The sequence below is a fragment of the Pseudomonas sp. microsymbiont 2 genome (assembly GCF_054788395.1).
Genome location: NZ_CM139112.1, coordinates 3,711,213 through 3,729,071, shown reverse-complemented (window position 1 = coordinate 3,729,071; position 17,859 = coordinate 3,711,213). Strand labels below are relative to the sequence as shown.

Genomic DNA, 17,859 nt, shown 5'->3' with positions numbered 1-17,859 from the left:
CTCAGGCGCTGGCCTTGAGCGGCTTGGCGGCGGCCTGCTGCACCAGTGGCAGGACTTCCTGGCCGATGCGCAGGGCTTCTTCCAGGTGCGGGTTGGCCGCCAGGATGAAGGTCGAGAAGCCGGCGTCGCGGTATTCGGCCAGGCGCTCGGCGATGTTCTGGTGGCTGCCCACCAGGCCCACGGTCGGGCCGGGCTTGGCCTTGGCGAAGCCGGCCCACAGGTTGCGCGCCAGCTTCAGTTCGTCGAAGTCCTGCAGGTGCTGGTGATAGGCCGCCTGGCGCGCACCGCCGACCGAGTCCGAGCCTGTGACGAAGCCCTTGGCGATGGCGCTGCTCTTGCCTTCGAGGCGTTCGAACTGTTGGCGCAGCTCGCGCCAGGCCTGCTCTTCGGTTTCGCGGGCGAACAGGTCGACGCGCAGGCCGAAGCGCACCGTGCGCCCCTGCTTGTCGGCCAGCTCGCGCACCCGCTCGAGATGCGGCTTGAGCTTGTCGATCGGCTCGGCCCAGTTCAGGTAGACGTCGGCGTGGCGGGCGGCGACCTCCAGCGCAGCGTCGGAGAAGCCAGAGAAGTACACCCCGGGCTTGCGCTCGTGGGCCAGGCCCGGCGGCAGGCTGCCGTGCTCCAGGCGGTAGATGTCGCCGTCGTAGGAGAAGCTGTCGTTGGCCCACAGGCCCTGGATCACGTCGAGGAATTCGCCGGTGCGCTTGTAGCGCAGGTCGTGTTCGAGGAAGTCGCCGTTGGCGCGCTGGCTGGCCGGGTTGCCGCCGGTGATGATGTTCCAGTCCAGCCGCCCGCCGCTGAGGTTCTGCAGGATCGCCGCTTGCTGCGCGGCGTAGGCGGGCAGGGTCCAGGTGGCCTGGAAGGCGATCAGGAAGCGGATGCGCCGGGTCTCGCGGGCCAGCGCCGCGGCGGCGATCCACGGCTCGGGGCCGGTGGGCAGCAGGGCACCTTCGAAACCGGCCAGCTCGGCGGCCTTGGCCACCTGGGCGATGTAGTCGATGTAGGTGAAGCCGTCGGCCTCGCCGCCGGGCAGCCGGCCGGGGGCGATGTGGCCCGGGCGGTGCTGCGGGTTGCCCCGGGTGTGGCGGTCGGTGGACAGCTGCGGCCCGTCGGTGCCCAGGGGCAGGCGCCAGAAAAATTCGGTGGTCATGGGAGCTCCTGAAGGGGAGGTTGTCGATGGGCAGGGTGGTGCAACGGCTGTGCCATGGCCCTGCAAGGCCACAACGGCGTGGGGTGGCGAGGCTGGGGTGCTGCTGTGGCAGCAGTCGGGCAGCAGCCATTGCCCGGTGAGCAGCAGGGACGCAATCCCTCTGTAGGAGCGGCCTTGTGTCGCGAAAGGGCTGCGCAGCAGCCCCGGCGATATGTGCGTTACCCTGAAATCCTGGGGCTGCTGCGCAGCCCTTTCGCGACACAAGGCCGCTCCTACACGGGTTGCGTGGCTCCGCCAACCTGCTCCCCGGCACTGCGCAGATACGCTGCGTACAACCCGGCATACACTCCTCCGGCCTCCACCAGCGCGGTATGCCGGCCCAGCTCGACCACCTGCCCATGGCGCACCACGGCGATCCGCTCGGCGTCGCGGATGGTCGCCAGGCGGTGGGCGATGATGATCGCCGTGCGCCCCTGGCACAGCCGGCGCAGTGCCTGCTGGATGCGCCGCTCGGTGTGCACGTCGACCGCCGAGGTCGCTTCGTCGAGCACCAGCACCGCAGGGTCGGCGAGGTAGGCGCGCACCAGGCACACCAGCTGGCGCTGGCCGTGGCTCAGGTGGCTGCCCAGCGGGCCGACTTCGGTGTGATAGCCCAGCGGCAGGCGCTCCAGCACCTCGTCGGCACCCAGTTCGCGGGCGGCGGCGATCAGTTGGCCATCGTCGGCGCCGGGTCGGGCCAGGCGCAGGTTGTCGAGAAGGGTGCCGCTGAACAGCACGTTGTCCTGCAGCACCACGCCGACGTTGCGCCGCAGGTCGTGCTGGGCCAGTTCGCGCAGGTCGATGCCATCGAGCTTCACCGCGCCGTGGCGCACGTCGTAGAAGCGCGTGAGCAACTGCACCAGGGTGCTCTTGCCATGCCCCGAGGGGCCGACGATGGCCAGCACTTCGCCCGCCGGGATATGCAGGTCGAGCCCGTCGATCACCGGGCGGGCGTTGGCGTTGTAGGCGAAGCCGACCTGCTCGAAGTCCACCTGGCCACGGGCCCGGCCCAGTGCCCGAGGTTGCGCGGGGTCGAGCACCTGGGCGCCGGTGTCGAGCAGCAGGAAGATGCGCTGCGCCGAGGCGCTGCCGGTGGCGTAGCGCTCGAACAGGTCCGACAGCTCCTGCAGCGGGCCGAGGAACAGGAACACGTAGAACAGGCTTTCGGCCACCTGGCCGACGCTCACCCGGCCTTCGGCGAGGCCGAAGGCGCCCACCAGCAACAGCACGGCCATGCCCGCCGTGCCCAGCAGCGCGGTGAACGGCGCGAACCAGCCGGTGCGCAGGCTGCCGTGGATCAGCGCCTGGTTGAAGGCCTCCAGCAGCTGCCGGTAGCGCCGCTGGTTGCTGGCCTCGCGTCCGCACTGCTGGATCAGGCGTACACCGCTGACGCTCTCGACCAGGTGCGCGGTGAAGCGGCTGCGCTGCTCGGCGACCTTGGCCCAGTTGCGCTGCGACACCCGCTTGAAGCGCCAGGTGGCCAGTGCCAGCAGCGGCACGGTGGCCGCCAGGCTGTAGAAGAAGCTCGGCTCGATGCGCCACAGCATCACCCCGGCCAGGCCGCAGCGCAGCAGGGCGCCCAGCAGCTCCGGCGGGCCTTGCACCAGCAATGGCTCCAGCGCGTCGACGTCGCGGTCGGCGCGGGCGATGATGCGCCCGGCGCGGGTCTGGTCGAAGTAGCTCACCGACAGCGCCTGGACATGGGCGAACACCTGCACGCGCAGGGCGTTGAGCACGCCGATGGCGGCGCCGCCGGCAATGAACTGCGAGACGCCCGCCAGCAGGAAGCGACCCAGCCAGCTGGCCGCCAGGCCCAGGCCGAGCCACAGCACCAGGCGTTCGTCCAGCAGCCAGTGGCCGGCGTCCTGGATCAGCCCGCGATCGAGCAGCTCGCGGACGAACCATGGCCGCAGGAACACGGTGACCACCAGCAGCAGCTCCAGGCCGATCACGCTCAGGATCGCCCCGCGGATCGGTCGCAGCAGCGGCAGCAGGCGGCCCAGCATGCCGCGGTCGAGGGCTTGGCGGGCCAGGCGCTGTTCGATGTCGATATCGCTTTCAGCCATGTTCGATCCCCAGCAGGTCGCGATAGTGGGCGTTGTTCGCGGTCAGCTCGGCGTGGCTGCCGCTGGCGCTGATGCGCCCGCCGTCGAGCAGCAGCACGCGATCGGCCAGCAGCAGGGTGGACAGGCGGCTGGTGATCAGCAGCAGCGTCGGCGCACGGCCCGCATGGCTGCGTTGACGGCGCAGGTTGTCGAGCACACGGCGCTCGCTCTGGGCGTCCAGGGCGCTGGTGGCGTCGTCCAGGCACAGGATGTCGGGCGCGCCGAGCAGGGCGCGGGCCAGGCACAGGCGCTGGCGCTGGCCGCCGGACAGGGTCACGCCACGGTCGCCCAGCGGTGTGTCCAGGCCGTGGGGCAGGCGCTCCAGCACATCCTCGGCGGCGGCCTGGCGCAGGGCCTCGCGCAGCTCGCTGTCGCTGGCCTCGGGCGCGGCCAGGCGCAGGTTGGCGGCGAGTGAGTCGGAAAACAGGAAGCTTTCCTGGGGCAGCACCTGCACCCGGCGGCGCAAGGCCGCCAGCTCGAGATCGCGCACATCGTGCCAGCCATGGGCGTCGTTGCCGACCCGCACGCTGCCGCCATCCACCTCGGCCAGGCGCGGCAGCAGGCTGGCCAGCAGGCTCTTGCCGCTGCCGGTGGCGCCGACCAGCGCCACCACCTCGCCGGGGCGCAGCTGCAGCGAGCAGCCGTGCAGCAGGTCGCGGTCGGCCTGCGGCGCGGCCACGCGCACCTGCTCCAGCTTCAGGCCCAGCGGCCCCGCTGGCAGCGCGCCCTGGCCGCTGCGGATGGCGGGGCGCTCGTCGAGCAGTTGCCAGATGCGTTCGGCGCTGGCGCGGGCGTCGGCGAAGGTCTGCATGACCCGACCGATGCCTTCGATGCGGAACACCAGGGTGGTGCCCACCAGCAGCGAGGTCACCAGCTCGCCGATGCCCAGGCGCCCGGCGGCCACCTGGTGGGCGCCGTAGACCAGGATCCACACATGGCCGAGGGCGACCACCGCCTGCGGCAGGGGAATGCGCGAGCTGGCGTAGGCCAGCGCCGCGCGGGCATGGCCGCTGAACAGCGTCACCTGCTCGGCGAAACGGGCGATGCGCCGCTCCTCGAGGCCGAACGCCTTGATCACCCGCACGCCGCCGATGCCTTCGGCCAGGTCCTGGCTGACCTGGTCGTAGGCCGTGGCCACGGCCCGGTCGAGGCCGACCAGGCGTTCGGTCTGGCGCACGAACAGCCACAGCCCGGCACCGGTCAGCAGCAACGGCACCAGGCCCAGCAGCGGGTCGTACCAGGCCAGCAGGCCGACCGCCGCCAGCAGCACCAGCGGGGTCTCGACGATCTGCCGCCAGAAGGTGATCAGCGCATCGCGCACCTTGTCGGCGTCGCGGGTGGTGCGAGTCACCAATTCGCCCATGCCATGGCGCCAGTGGTAGCCCAGGTGCAGGGCCTGGACCTGTTCGAGAATGCGTTCGCGCAGGCGCGTCAGCAGGGCCTGGCTGAGCACCAGCGACAGCACCGCGGCGGCGTACTGCAGCAGGCCACGGGCCAGGGCGATGGCCAGCAGGGTCCACAGCCAGTGCCAGCCCAGGCTGGCGTCGAGGCTGCCGTCGACCAGGCGGGTGACGGCGCGGCCGGCGCCGACATCGTCGACCGCGTGGCCGATCAGCCATTGCTGCCAGGCCAGGCCGAGGTTGCCGGCGATGTACAGGGTGGTGACCAGGGTGAAGCGCCAGGGCATCTCGCGGTAGATGGCCAAGGCACGCAGGAGGGGGTGTCTGGAGGTCATGCAGGGCTCGGGTCTGGTGGTGGGGCGGGCCTCATCGCGGGGCAAGCCCGCTCCCACGCCGATTGTGTCGTTGCAGGTCTGGCGTGGGAGCGGGCTTGCCCCGCGATGGCGTCAGCGACGTGTAGCGCCTTGCGCTTCCTTGGCATTGAGCACCGCCGTGTACTCCCCCGGATCCACCCCGTTGAGGTAGTAGTTGCCGACGTTGTGCAGGCGCCAGCGGATCGGGTCGTGGGTGGTGTGCACGCGGGCATCGCGCCAGAAACGGTCCAGGTTCCACTTGCTCAGCGAGGCACTGGCCCCCAGCAGCGAGAACAGGTCGCTGGCGATCTTCAGCGCCGCGCCGTCGGCATGGGCCCGGGCGGTGGCCACCGAGAGGATCAGCTCATCCTCCAGCGCCTTGTCCGCCGGGTCGCGCTCATGGGCGTCGAACACCCGCGCCGCCTCGCGCAGCACCGACTCGGCGCCGCGCAGGGCCACGGCGTATTCGCCGACCTGGCGGATGATGTGCGGTTCGTCGCTGGCCCGTTCGACGCCGCTCTCGACCCAGGCCCGGGCGTGCTCGCGCAGGTAGTCCAGCGCCGCCTGCAGGGCGCCGGCGGCGATGCCGCTGTCGATGGCGGCGTGAAGGATCTGCGGGAAGGTCAGGCCGGTGCGCTTCATCGGCCCACTACGGAAGGTGACGAAGCGCTCGTCGAGGACGATCTCGTCGAACTTCACCGTGCCGCTCACCGAGTGCTGCTGGCCGAACGCGTCCCAGTCATCGACCAGGGTCAGGCCGGGGGTGTCGCGGTGCAACAGCACGCCGGCGCCACCGTCCTCGCTGGCGGCGGTCAGCGAGATCCAGTCGGCCAGGTAGGCGCCGGTCGAATAGAACTTGCTGCCGTTGAGCACCAGCTTGCCGTCGGCGCGGCGTTCGACGCGGGTCTTGAGGGCGAACTTGTTCTTGCCGCCGACCTCGGCCAGGGCATTGCCCAGGCGCTTGCCGGCCAGCACATCGGCCAGCACGCGGTCGCGGACCTCGTCGGGGTAGCCGCCGAGCACGCCGCGCAGCATCACGTTGTGGATCTGCAGCAGCTGGCCGACGCCGCCGTCGGCGCTGGAGATCAGGCGCACGGTCTCGACGATGGTCGCGACCGAGGCGCCGAGGCCGCCGAACTGCGTCGGCACACCGATGGCGGTCAGGCCGCTGCTCGACAGCAGCTCGGCCTGGCGGCGGGGCAGTTGCCGGTTGTTGCCTGGGTCGGCGGCGAGGGCGGCGATTTCGCCGGCGACCTGGCGGGCGATGTCGATGGCTTCAGCTTCATGGGTGATGCGCCGGGCTGGCGGGTGTTCGATGGTGGTCATGGGTTACCTCGATGGCAGTGTATGGCCCATCGCGGGCCTGCCCCGCGATAGCTGCAAACGCCAGAGCAACTTCTTTGCCACAGCCCTGAAGTCCCCGCAGTACCGGGCGTTCAGCGCACCCTTGCTGCTCCAGCAACACCCCTGGTCGCGGTTTCTGCTGATCAGGCAACACCCGCGCCGCAATCCTGCATCCTGGCCAGCAATCGCCACCCTGGTCATCAGCGCAAAGCCCCGTATTCCGGGCATCCCAGCCCTTGGCACGGGCGCTGCAATGGTCCTTGCACGACGTCCAAGGAGCCACCCATGACCCTCCCTCAAGCCACTGCCAAACCTGAAACCCTGGAGCGCCTCTGGTTCACCCGCTGCCCGGTGCCCACCGCCTCGGGCATCGCCTACAAGCTCGGCTGGCTGCAAGACGAATTCGCCGCCGACGGCCTGCCCATCGATACCCTGCAGGAGGCCCGCCAGCTCGGCCATCACCACTACGATCACCAGCTTCCCGGCCTGTTCCGCGAGGGCGGCAACCTGCCGGCCCTGGCCGCCCGCGCCGCCGGTGCGCCAACGCGGCTGATCGGCCTGACCTGGATCGAGGAATGGCAGACCATCCTGGTCCGCCCAGACAGCAACATCCGCCGCCCCGAAGACCTGCGCGGCAAGCGCCTGGCCCTGCCAGCCTGGGGTGACAACCGCCCCGGCAGCATCGCCCGGGCCATGAGCCTGCACGGCTACAAAGGCGCGCTGGCCTCGGCCGGTCTGGGCTTCGATGACGTGCAACTGGTGGAGGTGGCGCTGCACGACACGCACGACGCGGGCACCCCGCAACTGGGCCTGCAACGGCTGTGGTCGGGCCTGGATCCGCTGGTGCGCGGCGAGGTGGACGCGGTGTACGTCAAGGGCGCCGCCGCCGCCGATGCCGCCCGCCGCCTGGGCCTGGTGGTGGGCATCGACCTCGATGCCCTGCCTGACCCGCGCCACCGCATCAACAACGGCACGCCGCGGCCGATCACCGTGCACCAGCGCCTGCTCGACGAGCACTTCGACCTGGTGACCCGCTTCCTCGCCCAGACCCTGCGCGCCGCCGCCTGGGCCGCCGGCAACCGCGACGCGCTCAACGCCATCCTCGAGGACGAGACCCGCGCCGGCAGCCAGGGCGTGGCCGAGGCCTATCGCGGCGACTTCCACACCACCCTGGCACCGGACCTGTCGCCCCAGCGCCTGGCCTTCCTCGACACCCAGAAAACCTTCCTCAACCTGCATGGCTTCCTGGAACGCGACTTCGACCTCGCCGACTGGGTCGACCACCGCCCCCTGCAAGCCGCCCACGACCTGCTGGCCCAGCGCCGCGCCTGATACCGGAGACCGAGCATGACCGTACTGATCAACGAACGCCCCCTCACCGCCGAGCTGCAAGCCTTCACCGACCAGGTGCTGGCCGAGGCCGAAGCGGCCTTCAGCGTGTTTCGCGAAACCCGCACCATCACCGCCAACGGCACCGTCGGCTTCATCGAACGGGTGCCTGGCGAGGAACTGCTGGTGTCGGTGAACTACGGCGGCCCTTGGAACCACCGCAAGCCGCTGGAGGCGACGGTCAGCGACTTCGCCGGCAATGTCATCCTTGGCAAGGGCAAGGGAGGACTGGGCCGCTACACCAAGCTGTTCCAGAGCCACGCCGACATCACCACCGTGTCCCACGTGCACAGCCCCTACCTCGGCGCCTGGGCCCAGACCCACCGCAGCCTGCCGTTCCACTACGTGCCGGTGCAGCGCTACCAGCTGGCCCGCGAGTTGCCGGTGTACATCGACCGCCGCCAGGCCGAGGTGGATTTCATCCTCGAGCAGATCGCCGCCAACCCGTTCAACCTGGCCATTCTCGAAGCCAACGGCGGCGCCACCGTGTGGGGCAAGCAGGGCCTGCGCGCCACCGCCGAATTCATCCTGCTGCTGGAGGAGGGCGCGCAGATCCAGCTGCTCGCCGACGCCCTCGGCGGCTCGCGTCCCTATGGCCCGGGCGTGCTCACCCAGCAGTGGAAGATGAGCGGCCTGTACGAGCGCGCCAGCGAGCTGGGCCTGGTGCCCGGCATCGACCGCCGCAACTGATCCCCCACCTTTCGCGCAAGGAGCACGCCCATGGCGGTCAAGATCCTCTGGTACCTCACCACCCCCGACGGCCCCTATCCCTGGGAGCCCGAGGGCCGCTGGCGTACCGACTTCCAGCATCTCAAGCAACTGGCCGTGGCGGCCGACCGGCTGGGCTACTACGGCTCGCTGCTCGGCTCCAGCCCCAACGAGAGCCTGGCGGTGTCGGCGGCGCTGATCGATGCCACCGAGCGCCTGAAGTTCCTCGTCGCCCAGCATCCCGGCGAGCTGTCGCCGGCGGTGCTGGCCAAGTGGGCGCTGACCTTCGACCAGTTTTCCAACGGCCGGTTGCTGTTCAACGTGGTCAATGGCAACGACGCGGGCCTGGCCACCCTCGGCGTGCATTACCCGCACGATGAGCGCTACGATTTCAGCCTCGAGTACTGGCGGGCGTTCCAGGGCTTCTACGCCGGCGACACCGACGGCTACGCCGGGCGCTACGTCAAGCTCGCGCCACGGGCGCCGGCGGCGGCCAGTCACCCCTTGGGCGGCTGGCATCCACCGAAGCAGAAGCCCGGCATCCCGTTATGGGGCGCCGGGACCTCGACCGCAGGCGTGGCCCACTCGGTGCAACTGCTCGATGTCTACCTGAGCTTTGCCGACACCCCGCAGAAGCTTGGCGACAAGTTCCGCCGGGTGGCCGCCGAGGCGGCGAAGATCGGCCGCGAGCTGACCTACGGCACGCGCCTGCAGGTCATCGTCCGTGAAACCGAGGAAGAAGCCTGGACCCACGCCGAGAAACTGCTGCAGCGCACCTCGCTGGCCACCGCCCGTGCGTCCATCGAGCGCCAGTTGCCAGCGGGCGAAACCCTGGAGACCTTCGTCAGCGACGACCCGCGCACCCAGCGCAACCTCGACAGCATTCGCGCCGGCCGCCTGCCCGCCGCGCGCGACCTGGAGATCCACCCTAACGTCTGGCTCGGCCCGAGCCTGTTCGGCTTCAACATCCTCGGCCCTGCCGCCGGCACCTACCTGGTCGGCAGCGCCGCGCAGGTCGCCGAGCGCATCCGCGAGTACGAGGCGCAGGGCACCTCGGCGTTCATCCTCTCGGGTTTCCCGCTGATCGACGAGGCGCAGCGGGTCGCCGACCTGCTGTTCCCGCTGCTCGACCTGGACCACGGTTTCGAGGTGCCGCGCCTGGGCGTGGTGGCGAAAGCGACCGTGGTCGAACCGGCATGAGGGCGGCGCGATGAGCGAGCTGTTCACCCGCAGGGGCTTTCTTGGCACCAGCCTGGCCGTCGGCGGCGGCCTGCTGCTCGGCGGCTGCGACGGTGCGACGCCGGCCGCAGGGCCGATTGCGCCGTCGAGCACACCGGTCCGTGGCGGGCGTCTGCGCGTCGGCATCATCGACGGCGACCAGTCGGGCAACCTGGATGCCCACAAGCCAGTGGGCGGCGGCATCATCCGTGGCTGGGCGCTGTACGCCAAGCCCTGGGAATGGAACGCCGACGTCAGCACGCGCCTGGCCCTGGCCGAGTTCGCCGAGCCCAACGCCGACGCCAGTGCCTGGACCATTCGCCTCAAGCCTGGGCTGGAATTCCACCACGGCAAGACCGTGGGCGCCGACGACCTGCTGTTCTCGATCCTGCGCCTGACCGACCCGCAACTGGCCTCGCCGTTCGCCGGCCTGGTCGGCGCCATCGACCGCCAGGCCCTGCGCAAACTGGACGCGCGCACCGTGCAGATCCGTTTCAAGCAAGGGCAGGGCTTCTTCCCGCTGGACGAAACGCTGATCAGCTTCGGCGGCGTGGTGCCTACCGACTACCACCCGGTGAGCAACCCGGTGGGCGCTGGCCCTTACCGGCTGAAAAGCTTCATCCCCGGCCAGCGCTCGCTCTACAGCCGCTTCGAAAACTACTACAAGCCCAACCAGCCCTACGCCGACGAGCTGGAGATCATCGAGTTCAAGGACCAGGTGTCGCGCGCCGCGGCCTTGCGCGCCGGGCAGATCGACGTGGCCAGCGGCGTGCAGGCCGAGCACAGCGCCTTGCTCAACGCCGACCCGCGCCTGCGCCTGTACGCCTCGCCGACCACCTCGTTCACCGGCTTCAACCTCAACCTGGCCAAGGCGCCGCTGCAGGATGTGCGGGTGCGCCAGGCCCTGCGCCTGCTGGTCGATCGCCAGGAGCTGGTGGCCCGGGGGCTCAGTGGTTTTGGCCGGGTGGCCAACGACCTGTACTCGCCCCACGATCCCACCTACAACCACGCCATCGCCCAGCGTCCCCACGATCTGGACCAGGCCCGCGCCTTGCTGCGCCAGGCCGGCCAGGCCGACCTGCGCCTGGAGCTGACCACGCCTGCAGGTTCAGGCGTCAACGCCGCGCTGGTGTTCGCCCAGCAGGCACAGAAGGCCGGCGTGCAGGTCAAGGTCAGCCAGGTCGACGGCTCGCTGTTCAACGGCCCGCAGCGTGAACAGTGGCAGCTGTCGCCGGGCTCGACGCCGGCCCGTGGCTTTCTTGCCTCCGGCCTGCACAACGACGCGCCCCAGGCCATCTACAACCGCAGCAACTTCCATGATCCGCGTTTCGCCGCGCTGTTCCGCGAGGCCCTGGCCCAGCCCGATCTGGCCCGGCGCCGGGCGCTGGTGCACGAGGCCCAGGTCATTCAGCACGAACGCGGCGGCCTGCTGATCTGGGGTTTCAGCGATGTGCTCGACGCCGCATCCGCCCGGGTCGGCGGCCTCACTCCCGAACAGACCACCTTCGCCTCCTGGCGCTTCGACGAGCTCTGGTTGAACCATGCCTGACCACCTGCACCGCCCACCCCGCACGCCGGCCTGGCTGGCCTGGTTCCTTGGCCGCCTGGGCCAGGGCCTGCTCACCGCCTGGGTCATCAGCCTGGTGGTGTTCATCGCCACCCAGGCGCTGCCCTCGGACCCGGCGCGGGTGATCCTCGGCCCCGACGCGCCGCTGGACAGCATCCTCACCTTGCAGCGGCAACTGGGCCTCGACCGGCCGCTGCTCGAACAGTACGCCCGCTGGCTCGGCGCCGCGCTGCGCGGCGACCTGGGTGTGTCGCTGGACTCCCAGGTGGCGGTGGCCACGCTGTTGTTCGGCCGCCTGGGCCACACCCTGGCGCTGCTGGCCGGGGTGCTGGCGCTGGTGGTGCCGCTGGCCGTGCTGCTGGGGGTGAGCCTGGCGCTGCGCCGCGACAGTCGCCTGGATCGCTGGGCGCTGTCGCTGCTGATCCTGCTCAAGGCGACCCCGGGCTTCCTGCTGGCCATCGGCCTGGTACTGCTGTTCTCCATGCCCGGCATGGGCTGGCTGCCGGCGGTGTCGATCCTCGATCCGCAGCGACCGTTGTGGACGCAACTGCACTACCTGGTGCTGCCGGTGATCGCCCTGGCGCTGTCCAGCCTGCCGTACCTCGCGCGATTGGTGCGCGCCTCGATGATCGAGGCGCTGGAGTCGGACTACGTGATCGCCGCGCGCCTGCGCGGCATTGCCGAGCGGCGCATCGTCTGGCGCCACACTCTGCCCAATGCCCTGGTGCCGGCGATCCAGGGCGTGGCCCTGACCTTGCGCGTGCTGGTCGGCGGCGCGCTGCTGGCCGAGGTGATCTTCAGCTACCCCGGCATCGGTACCGCCCTCAACGCGGCGATCCAGATGCGCGACCTGCCGATGATCCAGGGCATCGTCCTGGTGATCACCCTGGCGGTGGTGCTGATCAACCTGCTGGCCGACCTGCTGACCGTGCTGCTCACGCCCAAACTGCGCACCGCCCGCCGCGTGCGCCTGATCCGTCGCAACCGTCGCGGCCTGCTGCCCTGGTGGCGGCGCCCGCGCGGCATGCCCGCCCAGGAGGCGCCCCATGACTGATGTCCGACTGCTTGCCGACCCCCAGGTACGCCGTGGCGCCCTGATCACCGCGCTGGTGGCGCTGCTGGCCCTGTGCGGGCCGTGGCTGGCGCCGTTCGAGCCCACCGCGATGGTCGGCCCGGTGTACGGCCCACCCGGGGCGGGGGCGCCGCTGGGCCACGATTTTCTCGGTCACGACCTGTTGTCGCGATTGCTCAGTGGAGGCCTTTCGGTGTTGTGGATGTCGCTGGCGGCCTCGTTCATCGCCCTGCTGCTGGGCGGCAGCCTGGGCCTGCTGGCCGGCTTTTCGCGGCGGCGCCTGGATCAGGCGATCAGCTGGGCGGCGGACGTGTCGCTGGCGTTCCCCGACCTGATCCTGGTGCTGCTGATCGTCTCCATGCTTGGCCGCGCCCCGTGGCTGATCGTGCTCACCGTGGCCATCGCCTTCACCCCGGGGGTGATTCGCCTGGCCCGTGGCAGCGCGGTCACGGTGGCTGGCCAGGCGTTCGTCGAGGCGGCGCAGATGATGGGTTACCCGCGCTGGCGCATCCTGTTCGGCGAGATCCTGCCGAACATCCTCACGCCGCTTTTGGTGCACTTCGGCAACATGCTGACCTGGGCCGTGGGCATGCTCTCGGGGTTGGGTTTTCTCGGCTATGGCGTGGCGCCGCCAGCGGCCGACTGGGGCCTGATGATCAACGAGAACCAGGCCGGCCTGCTGCTGCAGCCCTGGGCCGTGCTGGCGCCGGCGCTGCTGATCGCGGTGTTCGCCTATGGCACCAACATCCTCGCCGAAGGCATCGGCCGGGCCAGCGCACGGATCGGGGAGAAACAGCCATGAACGCCGCCGTCGAGATCGAAAGCGTGCTGCGGGTCGATGACCTGCGGGTGGAACTGGCGGGACAGGTGGATGTGCTCACTGGCGTGTCTTTCAACCTGGCGGCCGGGGAGATCGTCGGCCTGGTGGGCGAGTCCGGCTCGGGCAAGACTACCCTGGCCACCGCGTTGCTGCGACATGCCCGGCGCGGCGCCAGGATCGTCGGCGGGCGTGTCGAAGTGGCGGGGCAGTCGTTGCTCGAACTCGACGGCGAGGCCCTGCGCCAGGCCCGCGGTGGCCTGGTCGGCTATGTCGCCCAGGACCCGGCGACCGCGCTCAACCCGGCCTTGCGCATCGGCCGGTTGTTGCGCGAGACCTTGCTGGCCCACCAGCCACGGACCTCGGCCGAGGACCTGCGCCGACGCATCGCCGAGACCCTGCTCGATGTCGGCCTGCCCGATGACGATGCCTTCCTCGGGCGTTTCCCGCACCAGCTGTCCGGTGGCCAGCAGCAGCGGGTGATGCTGGCCCTGGCGTTCGTGCTACGGCCCAGGCTGATCGTGCTGGACGAGCCGACCACCGCCCTGGACGTGAGCACCCAGGCCCATGTGCTGGCGACCCTCAAGCGCCTGTGTCGCAGCCAGGGCGTGGCGGCGTTGTACGTGACCCACGACCTGGCGGTGGTCCGCGACCTGGTCGACCGGGTGCTGGTGATGTACGCCGGGCGCCTGGTGGAAGTGGCCGGGCGCGAGGCGCTGTTCACCCGCCCAGCGCATCCCTATACCCGCGCCTTGCTCGCCGCCATTCCCGATGTCGCCCGGCGCCAGCCGTTGCAGGCGATCGCCGGCCATGCGCCGGCCCCTGGGCAGCGTCCCGATGGTTGCGCCTTCGCGCCGCGTTGCCCGCGACGGCGAGCGGAGTGCGTGGTGATCGAGCCGGGCTTGCTGCGGCTCGAAGGCGGCCAGCAGGTGGCCTGTCTGTTGCCGCACCGGGCGCCGTTGGAGGTGCCGGGCGAACTGGCCGAGGTGGCCGCAACCGAGCCTTCTGGGCCGGCCTTGCTGGACGTGCAGGGGCTCGATGTGGCCTACGACCGCCAGGTGCTGTTCGACGTGTCGCTGCGCGTCGGCGCGGGTGAGTGCCTGGCGCTGGTGGGCGAGTCCGGCTCGGGCAAGACCAGCCTGGCCCGGGCCATTGCCGGCCTGGGCGAGAACGTTCACGGGCAGCTGCGCTATGCCGGCCAGGTGCTGGCCGTGGCGGCCCGGCAGCGCGATGGCGAGGTGCGTCGGCAGATCCAGTACGTGTTCCAGAATCCCTACCAGGCGCTGAACCCACGGCAGACCGTGTTGCAGACCCTGGCCACGCCGCTTGCGCATTTCTTCGGCGTGCGCGGGGCCGAGGCGCGGCAGCGGGTCGAGGCGGCGCTGGCGCGGGTGGCGTTGCCGGGCAGCGTTGCCGAGCTGTATCCGCACAGCCTGTCCGGCGGTGAGCGCCAGCGCGTGGCGATCGCCCGGGCGCTGGTGTGCGAGCCCCGCTTGCTGGTGTGCGACGAGATCACCTCGGCGCTGGATGTGTCGGTGCAGGCTTCGATCCTCGATCTGCTGCGCCAGCTGCGTATCGAAGGCCTGGCGGTGCTGTTCGTTACCCATGACCTGGGCGTGGTGCGGGCGATTGCCGATCGGGTGCTGGTGCTGCGCCAGGGGCGGGTGGTGGAGCAGGGGACGGTGGATGGGGTGCTGGATCGGCCACGGGAGGCCTATACCCAAGCGCTGCTGGCGCACTCGCCGAGTGTGCATCGGGGCAGGTGATTGTCCAGGTTGCGGGGCTGAGGTCGTCGGGGTGTTCGGCGATAGCTTTGCAGCGCCTATGAGATCGAGCGCCGCCCGCGCGGCGCATCGCGACGCAAGGCCGCTCCTACATTTGTTTCGGGCCAATTATTCCTGTGAAAGTACCGCTGTCCGCCTTGGCGCATCTCTCAAGACTGGTGGGGCGGCAGTGGTGCCCACGCTGAAACCGCGTCGTGCCAACAAGGCGGACCAGGTAATGGCACAGGAGAGACTGGCCCGAAACAAATGTAGGAGCGGCCTTGCGTCGCGATGCGCCGCGCGGGCGGCGCTCGATCTCATAGGCGCTGCAAGGCTATCGCCAGGCACCTGGCCGCCCACACACGATCCCCCTCAGAACTGATAATCCACCTGCGCCAGCAGCGTACGCCCCGGCATCGGCTGCAGGAACGTATTGGTCGATCCCGCCAGCCCACTGACGAAGTTCAGCTCGTCGGTGAGGTTCAGCACCCGCACCGTCGCCCCCCATTGCGGCTGGCGGTAGTACACCGCCAGGTCAAGGTTGTACTCGTCGGGCACCTTCACGGTCTTGCTCAGGTTCAGGTACCAGCTGCTGGTCCACCACCCCGACAGCTCCACGCCAAAGCCTGAGTCGAAGCGGTAGTCCACGTAGCCGCCAGCGTTGTACTCGGGAATCTGCACCGCGTCGAAGCGGCCCGCAGGGCGCTGGTTGAGGCTGTTGTTGTCGCCGAACACCGTGCCGTTGTCGGGGATGAACCCGGCCGAGGCGAACCCCGCCTGGCTGGTGAACTCGTTGTAGGCGCTGATCCGGCTGAGGTTCAGGCCCCCGCGCAGGTGCTGGTCCTGGTAGCGCAGGGTGGCTTCGACGCCTTTGACGATCAGCCGGGCGATGTTGTTGTTGCTGTCCGGCGCCTGGTCGCGGGCCTGGCGGTAGCCGGCCAGGGTCAGGAACAGCTGGTCGGGCAGCGCCTCGACCTTCAGCCCCACCTCATGCAGCACGCTCAGGCTCTGGAACGCCAGCGGGTTGAGCTGGTTGGCTCCGGCGCCGCTGCCCCAGCCCAGGCCGTTGGTGAAGAAGCCGGTGTTCACCGCCAGGGAGCGGTCGAAGGTGTAGTACAGGGTGCTGTTGTCGCTGGGCTTGACGTAGGGGCTGACCTGCACCGCGAACAGCCGGTAGTTGTCCGCGTCCTTGCGCGGGTTGCCGCCGGCCAGGGGGAAGGGGTTGTCGATGCGCGCGTCGATCCAACTGCGGCTGGCGCCGATGTTCAACCCGGCGTGTTCGCCGAAGCGCAGGTTGTGCTGGCTGAACAGGGTCTTGGTGGTCCAGGTGCTCTCGGCGGTGTAGGGCGCGACGGACTCGGCGTACAGGCCATGCCCGGCTGGGTACATGGCCGGCAGGTTGAGCCAGCCGTAGACGCTTGAGAACTGCGCCGCGCCGGGTTGGCCGATCCAGGCGCCATTGCCGCCCGCCGGGTTGCGGCCGGCCAGGCCGAGCAAGTCGCCGGGGTTCTTCAGTGACGGGTCCAATGTCAGATCGTAGGCGTTGATGGTCGAGCCGAAGCTGTTGTTGGCGGCGATCGAGCGGTTGTGCTCGCGGCGGTAGATCAGGCCAGTGTTGCTGTCGTCGATCACTGTCAGGTCGCCCAGCTGCCATTGGCCTCGTGCGCGGAACTCGAAGCGGTTGTCGAAGATGTCGTCCTTGCCCTGTACCTGGAACGCACCGACCGCGTCGGTGCTGTCGGTGGAGCGCTGGTAGAAGGTGCTGTTGGCCAGGGTGATGGCCGAGGTCAGCTCGCCTTCGACGCGCAGTTGGGTGGTGAAGCGCCGCGAGCGGTTCTCGTCCTCAGCGCGCTGGCCGGTCTGCGACGACAACGAGGTCAGGCCGTTGCCCGCCAGCGACGGGTCGTAGACCCAGCCGCGCAGGCTGCCCGGGTTGGCCTGGGTGTTGGGGTTGACGCCCTGCAAGCTGCCGTCGACCACCGCGTACTGCCCTTGTGCATTGCGCTGGCGCCGCACCCAGCCGAGCACCTGGGCATCGCTGGCGCCGGAGGCCAGCACCGGCGACCACAACGTGTTGCCGTTCTGGATGATCGGCGTGGCGCGCCCGGCGTGGTACTTGCCGTGGTCCACCAGTTCCTGGCTGGCGCGGTTCCAGCCGTGGGTGATGTTGTAGTCGAAGTAGTCGTCGTAGGCGGCGTTCCAATCTACCCGCAGGTTGTCGTTGCGCCAGGCGAGGGCACCGTAGAAGGCGTCGAAGTTGTTCTCGACATTGTCGTAGAAATCCTCCTGGCGCTGGCGGGTGATGCTTACCCGGTAGGCCAGGCTGTCGCTGAGCGGTCCGGTGTTGTCGATGCTGAACTTGCTCGCGTCGCGGGATTCGCCGTCGGGGATCCAGCTGCCGATCTCGCCCGACAGTCGGGTGCGGAACCGATTGAAGTCGGGCTTCTTGCTCAGGTAGTTGATGTAGCCGCCGCTGCCGCTGACCGAGCCGTAGGTCACCGACGAGGGCCCGGCGACGATGTCGGCGCCCTCGACGGCGTTGAAGTTGGCCGGGTGGCGCACGCCGTAGGCACGCTGGCCGTCCTGGAACACCTCCGAGGCCTGGCCGCGGATCTGCGGGGCGATGCCGGCGTTCTGGCCACCGCCCCGGGTGATGCCGGGGGCGTACTTGACCAGATCGTCGGCGCTGCGGATCGGGTCGCGGGCCAACTGCTCGGCGTTGATCTGGGTGACCGAGCGCGGGGTGTCGAGCACCTTGGCTTCCAGGCCGCCGTAGATCGACGAGGGCGGCCGGGTCGGCAGGGCGTCGTCATCGGCCTGGCCGGCCTGGACGGTGACGGTCTGCAGCACGGTGTCCTCGGCGTGCAGCGGGGTGCTGGCCAAAGCGAGCAGGGTCAGGGGGAAAGCGGGGTGCAGGGCAATGCGCGGCATCGG

Annotated in this window: 12 protein-coding genes; 7 read left to right on the top strand and 5 right to left on the bottom strand. The window is 69.9% G+C overall.

What is annotated here, in order from left to right; all coding sequences use genetic code 11:
- Position 1 precedes the first annotated feature (1 nt).
- The 4 genes from ACYUME_RS16705 to ACYUME_RS16690 form a co-directional block, all read right to left on the bottom strand.
- On the bottom strand, positions 2-1,150 hold the full coding sequence (locus ACYUME_RS16705) for an LLM class flavin-dependent oxidoreductase (RefSeq protein WP_460415837.1): 1,149 nt from the start codon (positions 1,148-1,150) through the stop codon (positions 2-4).
- A 272-nt stretch (positions 1,151-1,422) separates the two neighbouring features.
- A complete protein-coding gene (locus ACYUME_RS16700; protein WP_279887437.1) occupies positions 1,423-3,255 on the bottom strand; it encodes an ABC transporter ATP-binding protein in 1,833 nt (610 codons plus the stop codon).
- Entirely contained in the window at positions 3,248-5,029 is a 1,782-nt protein-coding gene (locus tag ACYUME_RS16695) for an ABC transporter ATP-binding protein (protein ID WP_460415835.1), read from the bottom strand. The genes ACYUME_RS16700 and ACYUME_RS16695 overlap by 8 nt, the downstream gene beginning before the upstream one ends.
- A gap of 111 nt (positions 5,030-5,140) precedes the next feature.
- Entirely contained in the window at positions 5,141-6,373 is a 1,233-nt protein-coding gene (locus tag ACYUME_RS16690; protein WP_460415833.1) for an acyl-CoA dehydrogenase family protein, read from the bottom strand.
- A 303-nt stretch (positions 6,374-6,676) separates the two neighbouring features.
- Between ACYUME_RS16690 and ACYUME_RS16685 the strand changes: the two genes are divergently transcribed.
- From ACYUME_RS16685 to ACYUME_RS16655, 7 genes are read left to right on the top strand one after another with little or no spacing between them, the layout of a single operon-like run.
- Positions 6,677-7,723 (top strand): ABC transporter substrate-binding protein, encoded by a 1,047-nt coding sequence (locus ACYUME_RS16685; protein WP_460415832.1) that lies wholly within the window; start codon positions 6,677-6,679, stop codon positions 7,721-7,723.
- 15 nt (positions 7,724-7,738) lie between these two features.
- A complete protein-coding gene (locus ACYUME_RS16680; protein ID WP_279807860.1) occupies positions 7,739-8,470 on the top strand; it encodes a class II aldolase/adducin family protein in 732 nt (243 codons plus the stop codon).
- Positions 8,471-8,500: 30 nt separating this feature from the next.
- Complete coding sequence (locus tag ACYUME_RS16675; RefSeq protein WP_460415830.1) at positions 8,501-9,688, top strand: LLM class flavin-dependent oxidoreductase; 1,188 nt, start codon at positions 8,501-8,503, stop codon at positions 9,686-9,688.
- A gap of 10 nt (positions 9,689-9,698) precedes the next feature.
- A complete protein-coding gene (locus ACYUME_RS16670; protein WP_460415828.1) occupies positions 9,699-11,255 on the top strand; it encodes an ABC transporter substrate-binding protein in 1,557 nt (518 codons plus the stop codon).
- Complete coding sequence (locus tag ACYUME_RS16665; RefSeq protein ID WP_460415827.1) at positions 11,248-12,327, top strand: ABC transporter permease; 1,080 nt, start codon at positions 11,248-11,250, stop codon at positions 12,325-12,327. Before ACYUME_RS16670 ends, ACYUME_RS16665 begins: the two co-directional genes overlap by 8 nt.
- Positions 12,320-13,147 (top strand): ABC transporter permease, encoded by an 828-nt coding sequence (locus tag ACYUME_RS16660; RefSeq protein WP_460415825.1) that lies wholly within the window; start codon positions 12,320-12,322, stop codon positions 13,145-13,147. Before ACYUME_RS16665 ends, ACYUME_RS16660 begins: the two co-directional genes overlap by 8 nt.
- Positions 13,144-14,928: a dipeptide ABC transporter ATP-binding protein gene (locus ACYUME_RS16655; protein WP_460415823.1), complete on the top strand. Its 1,785-nt coding sequence runs from the start codon at positions 13,144-13,146 to the stop codon at positions 14,926-14,928. The genes ACYUME_RS16660 and ACYUME_RS16655 overlap by 4 nt, the downstream gene beginning before the upstream one ends.
- Positions 14,929-15,297: 369 nt before the next feature.
- Here the strand turns inward: ACYUME_RS16655 and ACYUME_RS16650 are convergent, their stop codons facing one another.
- Positions 15,298-17,856: a TonB-dependent receptor gene (locus tag ACYUME_RS16650; RefSeq protein WP_460415821.1), complete on the bottom strand. Its 2,559-nt coding sequence runs from the start codon at positions 17,854-17,856 to the stop codon at positions 15,298-15,300.
- Between the last annotated feature and the right edge of the window lie 3 nt (positions 17,857-17,859).

Coding starts and splice junctions, on each gene's coding strand:
- ACYUME_RS16670 (WP_460415828.1), top strand. CDS start 9,699: ATGAGCGAGCTGTTCACCCGCAGGGGCTTTCTTGGCACCAGCCTGGCC.
- ACYUME_RS16655 (WP_460415823.1), top strand. CDS start 13,144: ATGAACGCCGCCGTCGAGATCGAAAGCGTGCTGCGGGTCGATGACCTG.
- ACYUME_RS16700 (WP_279887437.1), bottom strand. CDS start 3,255: ATGGCTGAAAGCGATATCGACATCGAACAGCGCCTGGCCCGCCAAGCC.
- ACYUME_RS16650 (WP_460415821.1), bottom strand. CDS start 17,856: ATGCCGCGCATTGCCCTGCACCCCGCTTTCCCCCTGACCCTGCTCGCT.
- ACYUME_RS16675 (WP_460415830.1), top strand. CDS start 8,501: ATGGCGGTCAAGATCCTCTGGTACCTCACCACCCCCGACGGCCCCTAT.
- ACYUME_RS16690 (WP_460415833.1), bottom strand. CDS start 6,373: ATGACCACCATCGAACACCCGCCAGCCCGGCGCATCACCCATGAAGCT.
- ACYUME_RS16685 (WP_460415832.1), top strand. CDS start 6,677: ATGACCCTCCCTCAAGCCACTGCCAAACCTGAAACCCTGGAGCGCCTC.
- ACYUME_RS16665 (WP_460415827.1), top strand. CDS start 11,248: ATGCCTGACCACCTGCACCGCCCACCCCGCACGCCGGCCTGGCTGGCC.
- ACYUME_RS16705 (WP_460415837.1), bottom strand. CDS start 1,150: ATGACCACCGAATTTTTCTGGCGCCTGCCCCTGGGCACCGACGGGCCG.
- ACYUME_RS16695 (WP_460415835.1), bottom strand. CDS start 5,029: ATGACCTCCAGACACCCCCTCCTGCGTGCCTTGGCCATCTACCGCGAG.
- ACYUME_RS16680 (WP_279807860.1), top strand. CDS start 7,739: ATGACCGTACTGATCAACGAACGCCCCCTCACCGCCGAGCTGCAAGCC.
- ACYUME_RS16660 (WP_460415825.1), top strand. CDS start 12,320: ATGACTGATGTCCGACTGCTTGCCGACCCCCAGGTACGCCGTGGCGCC.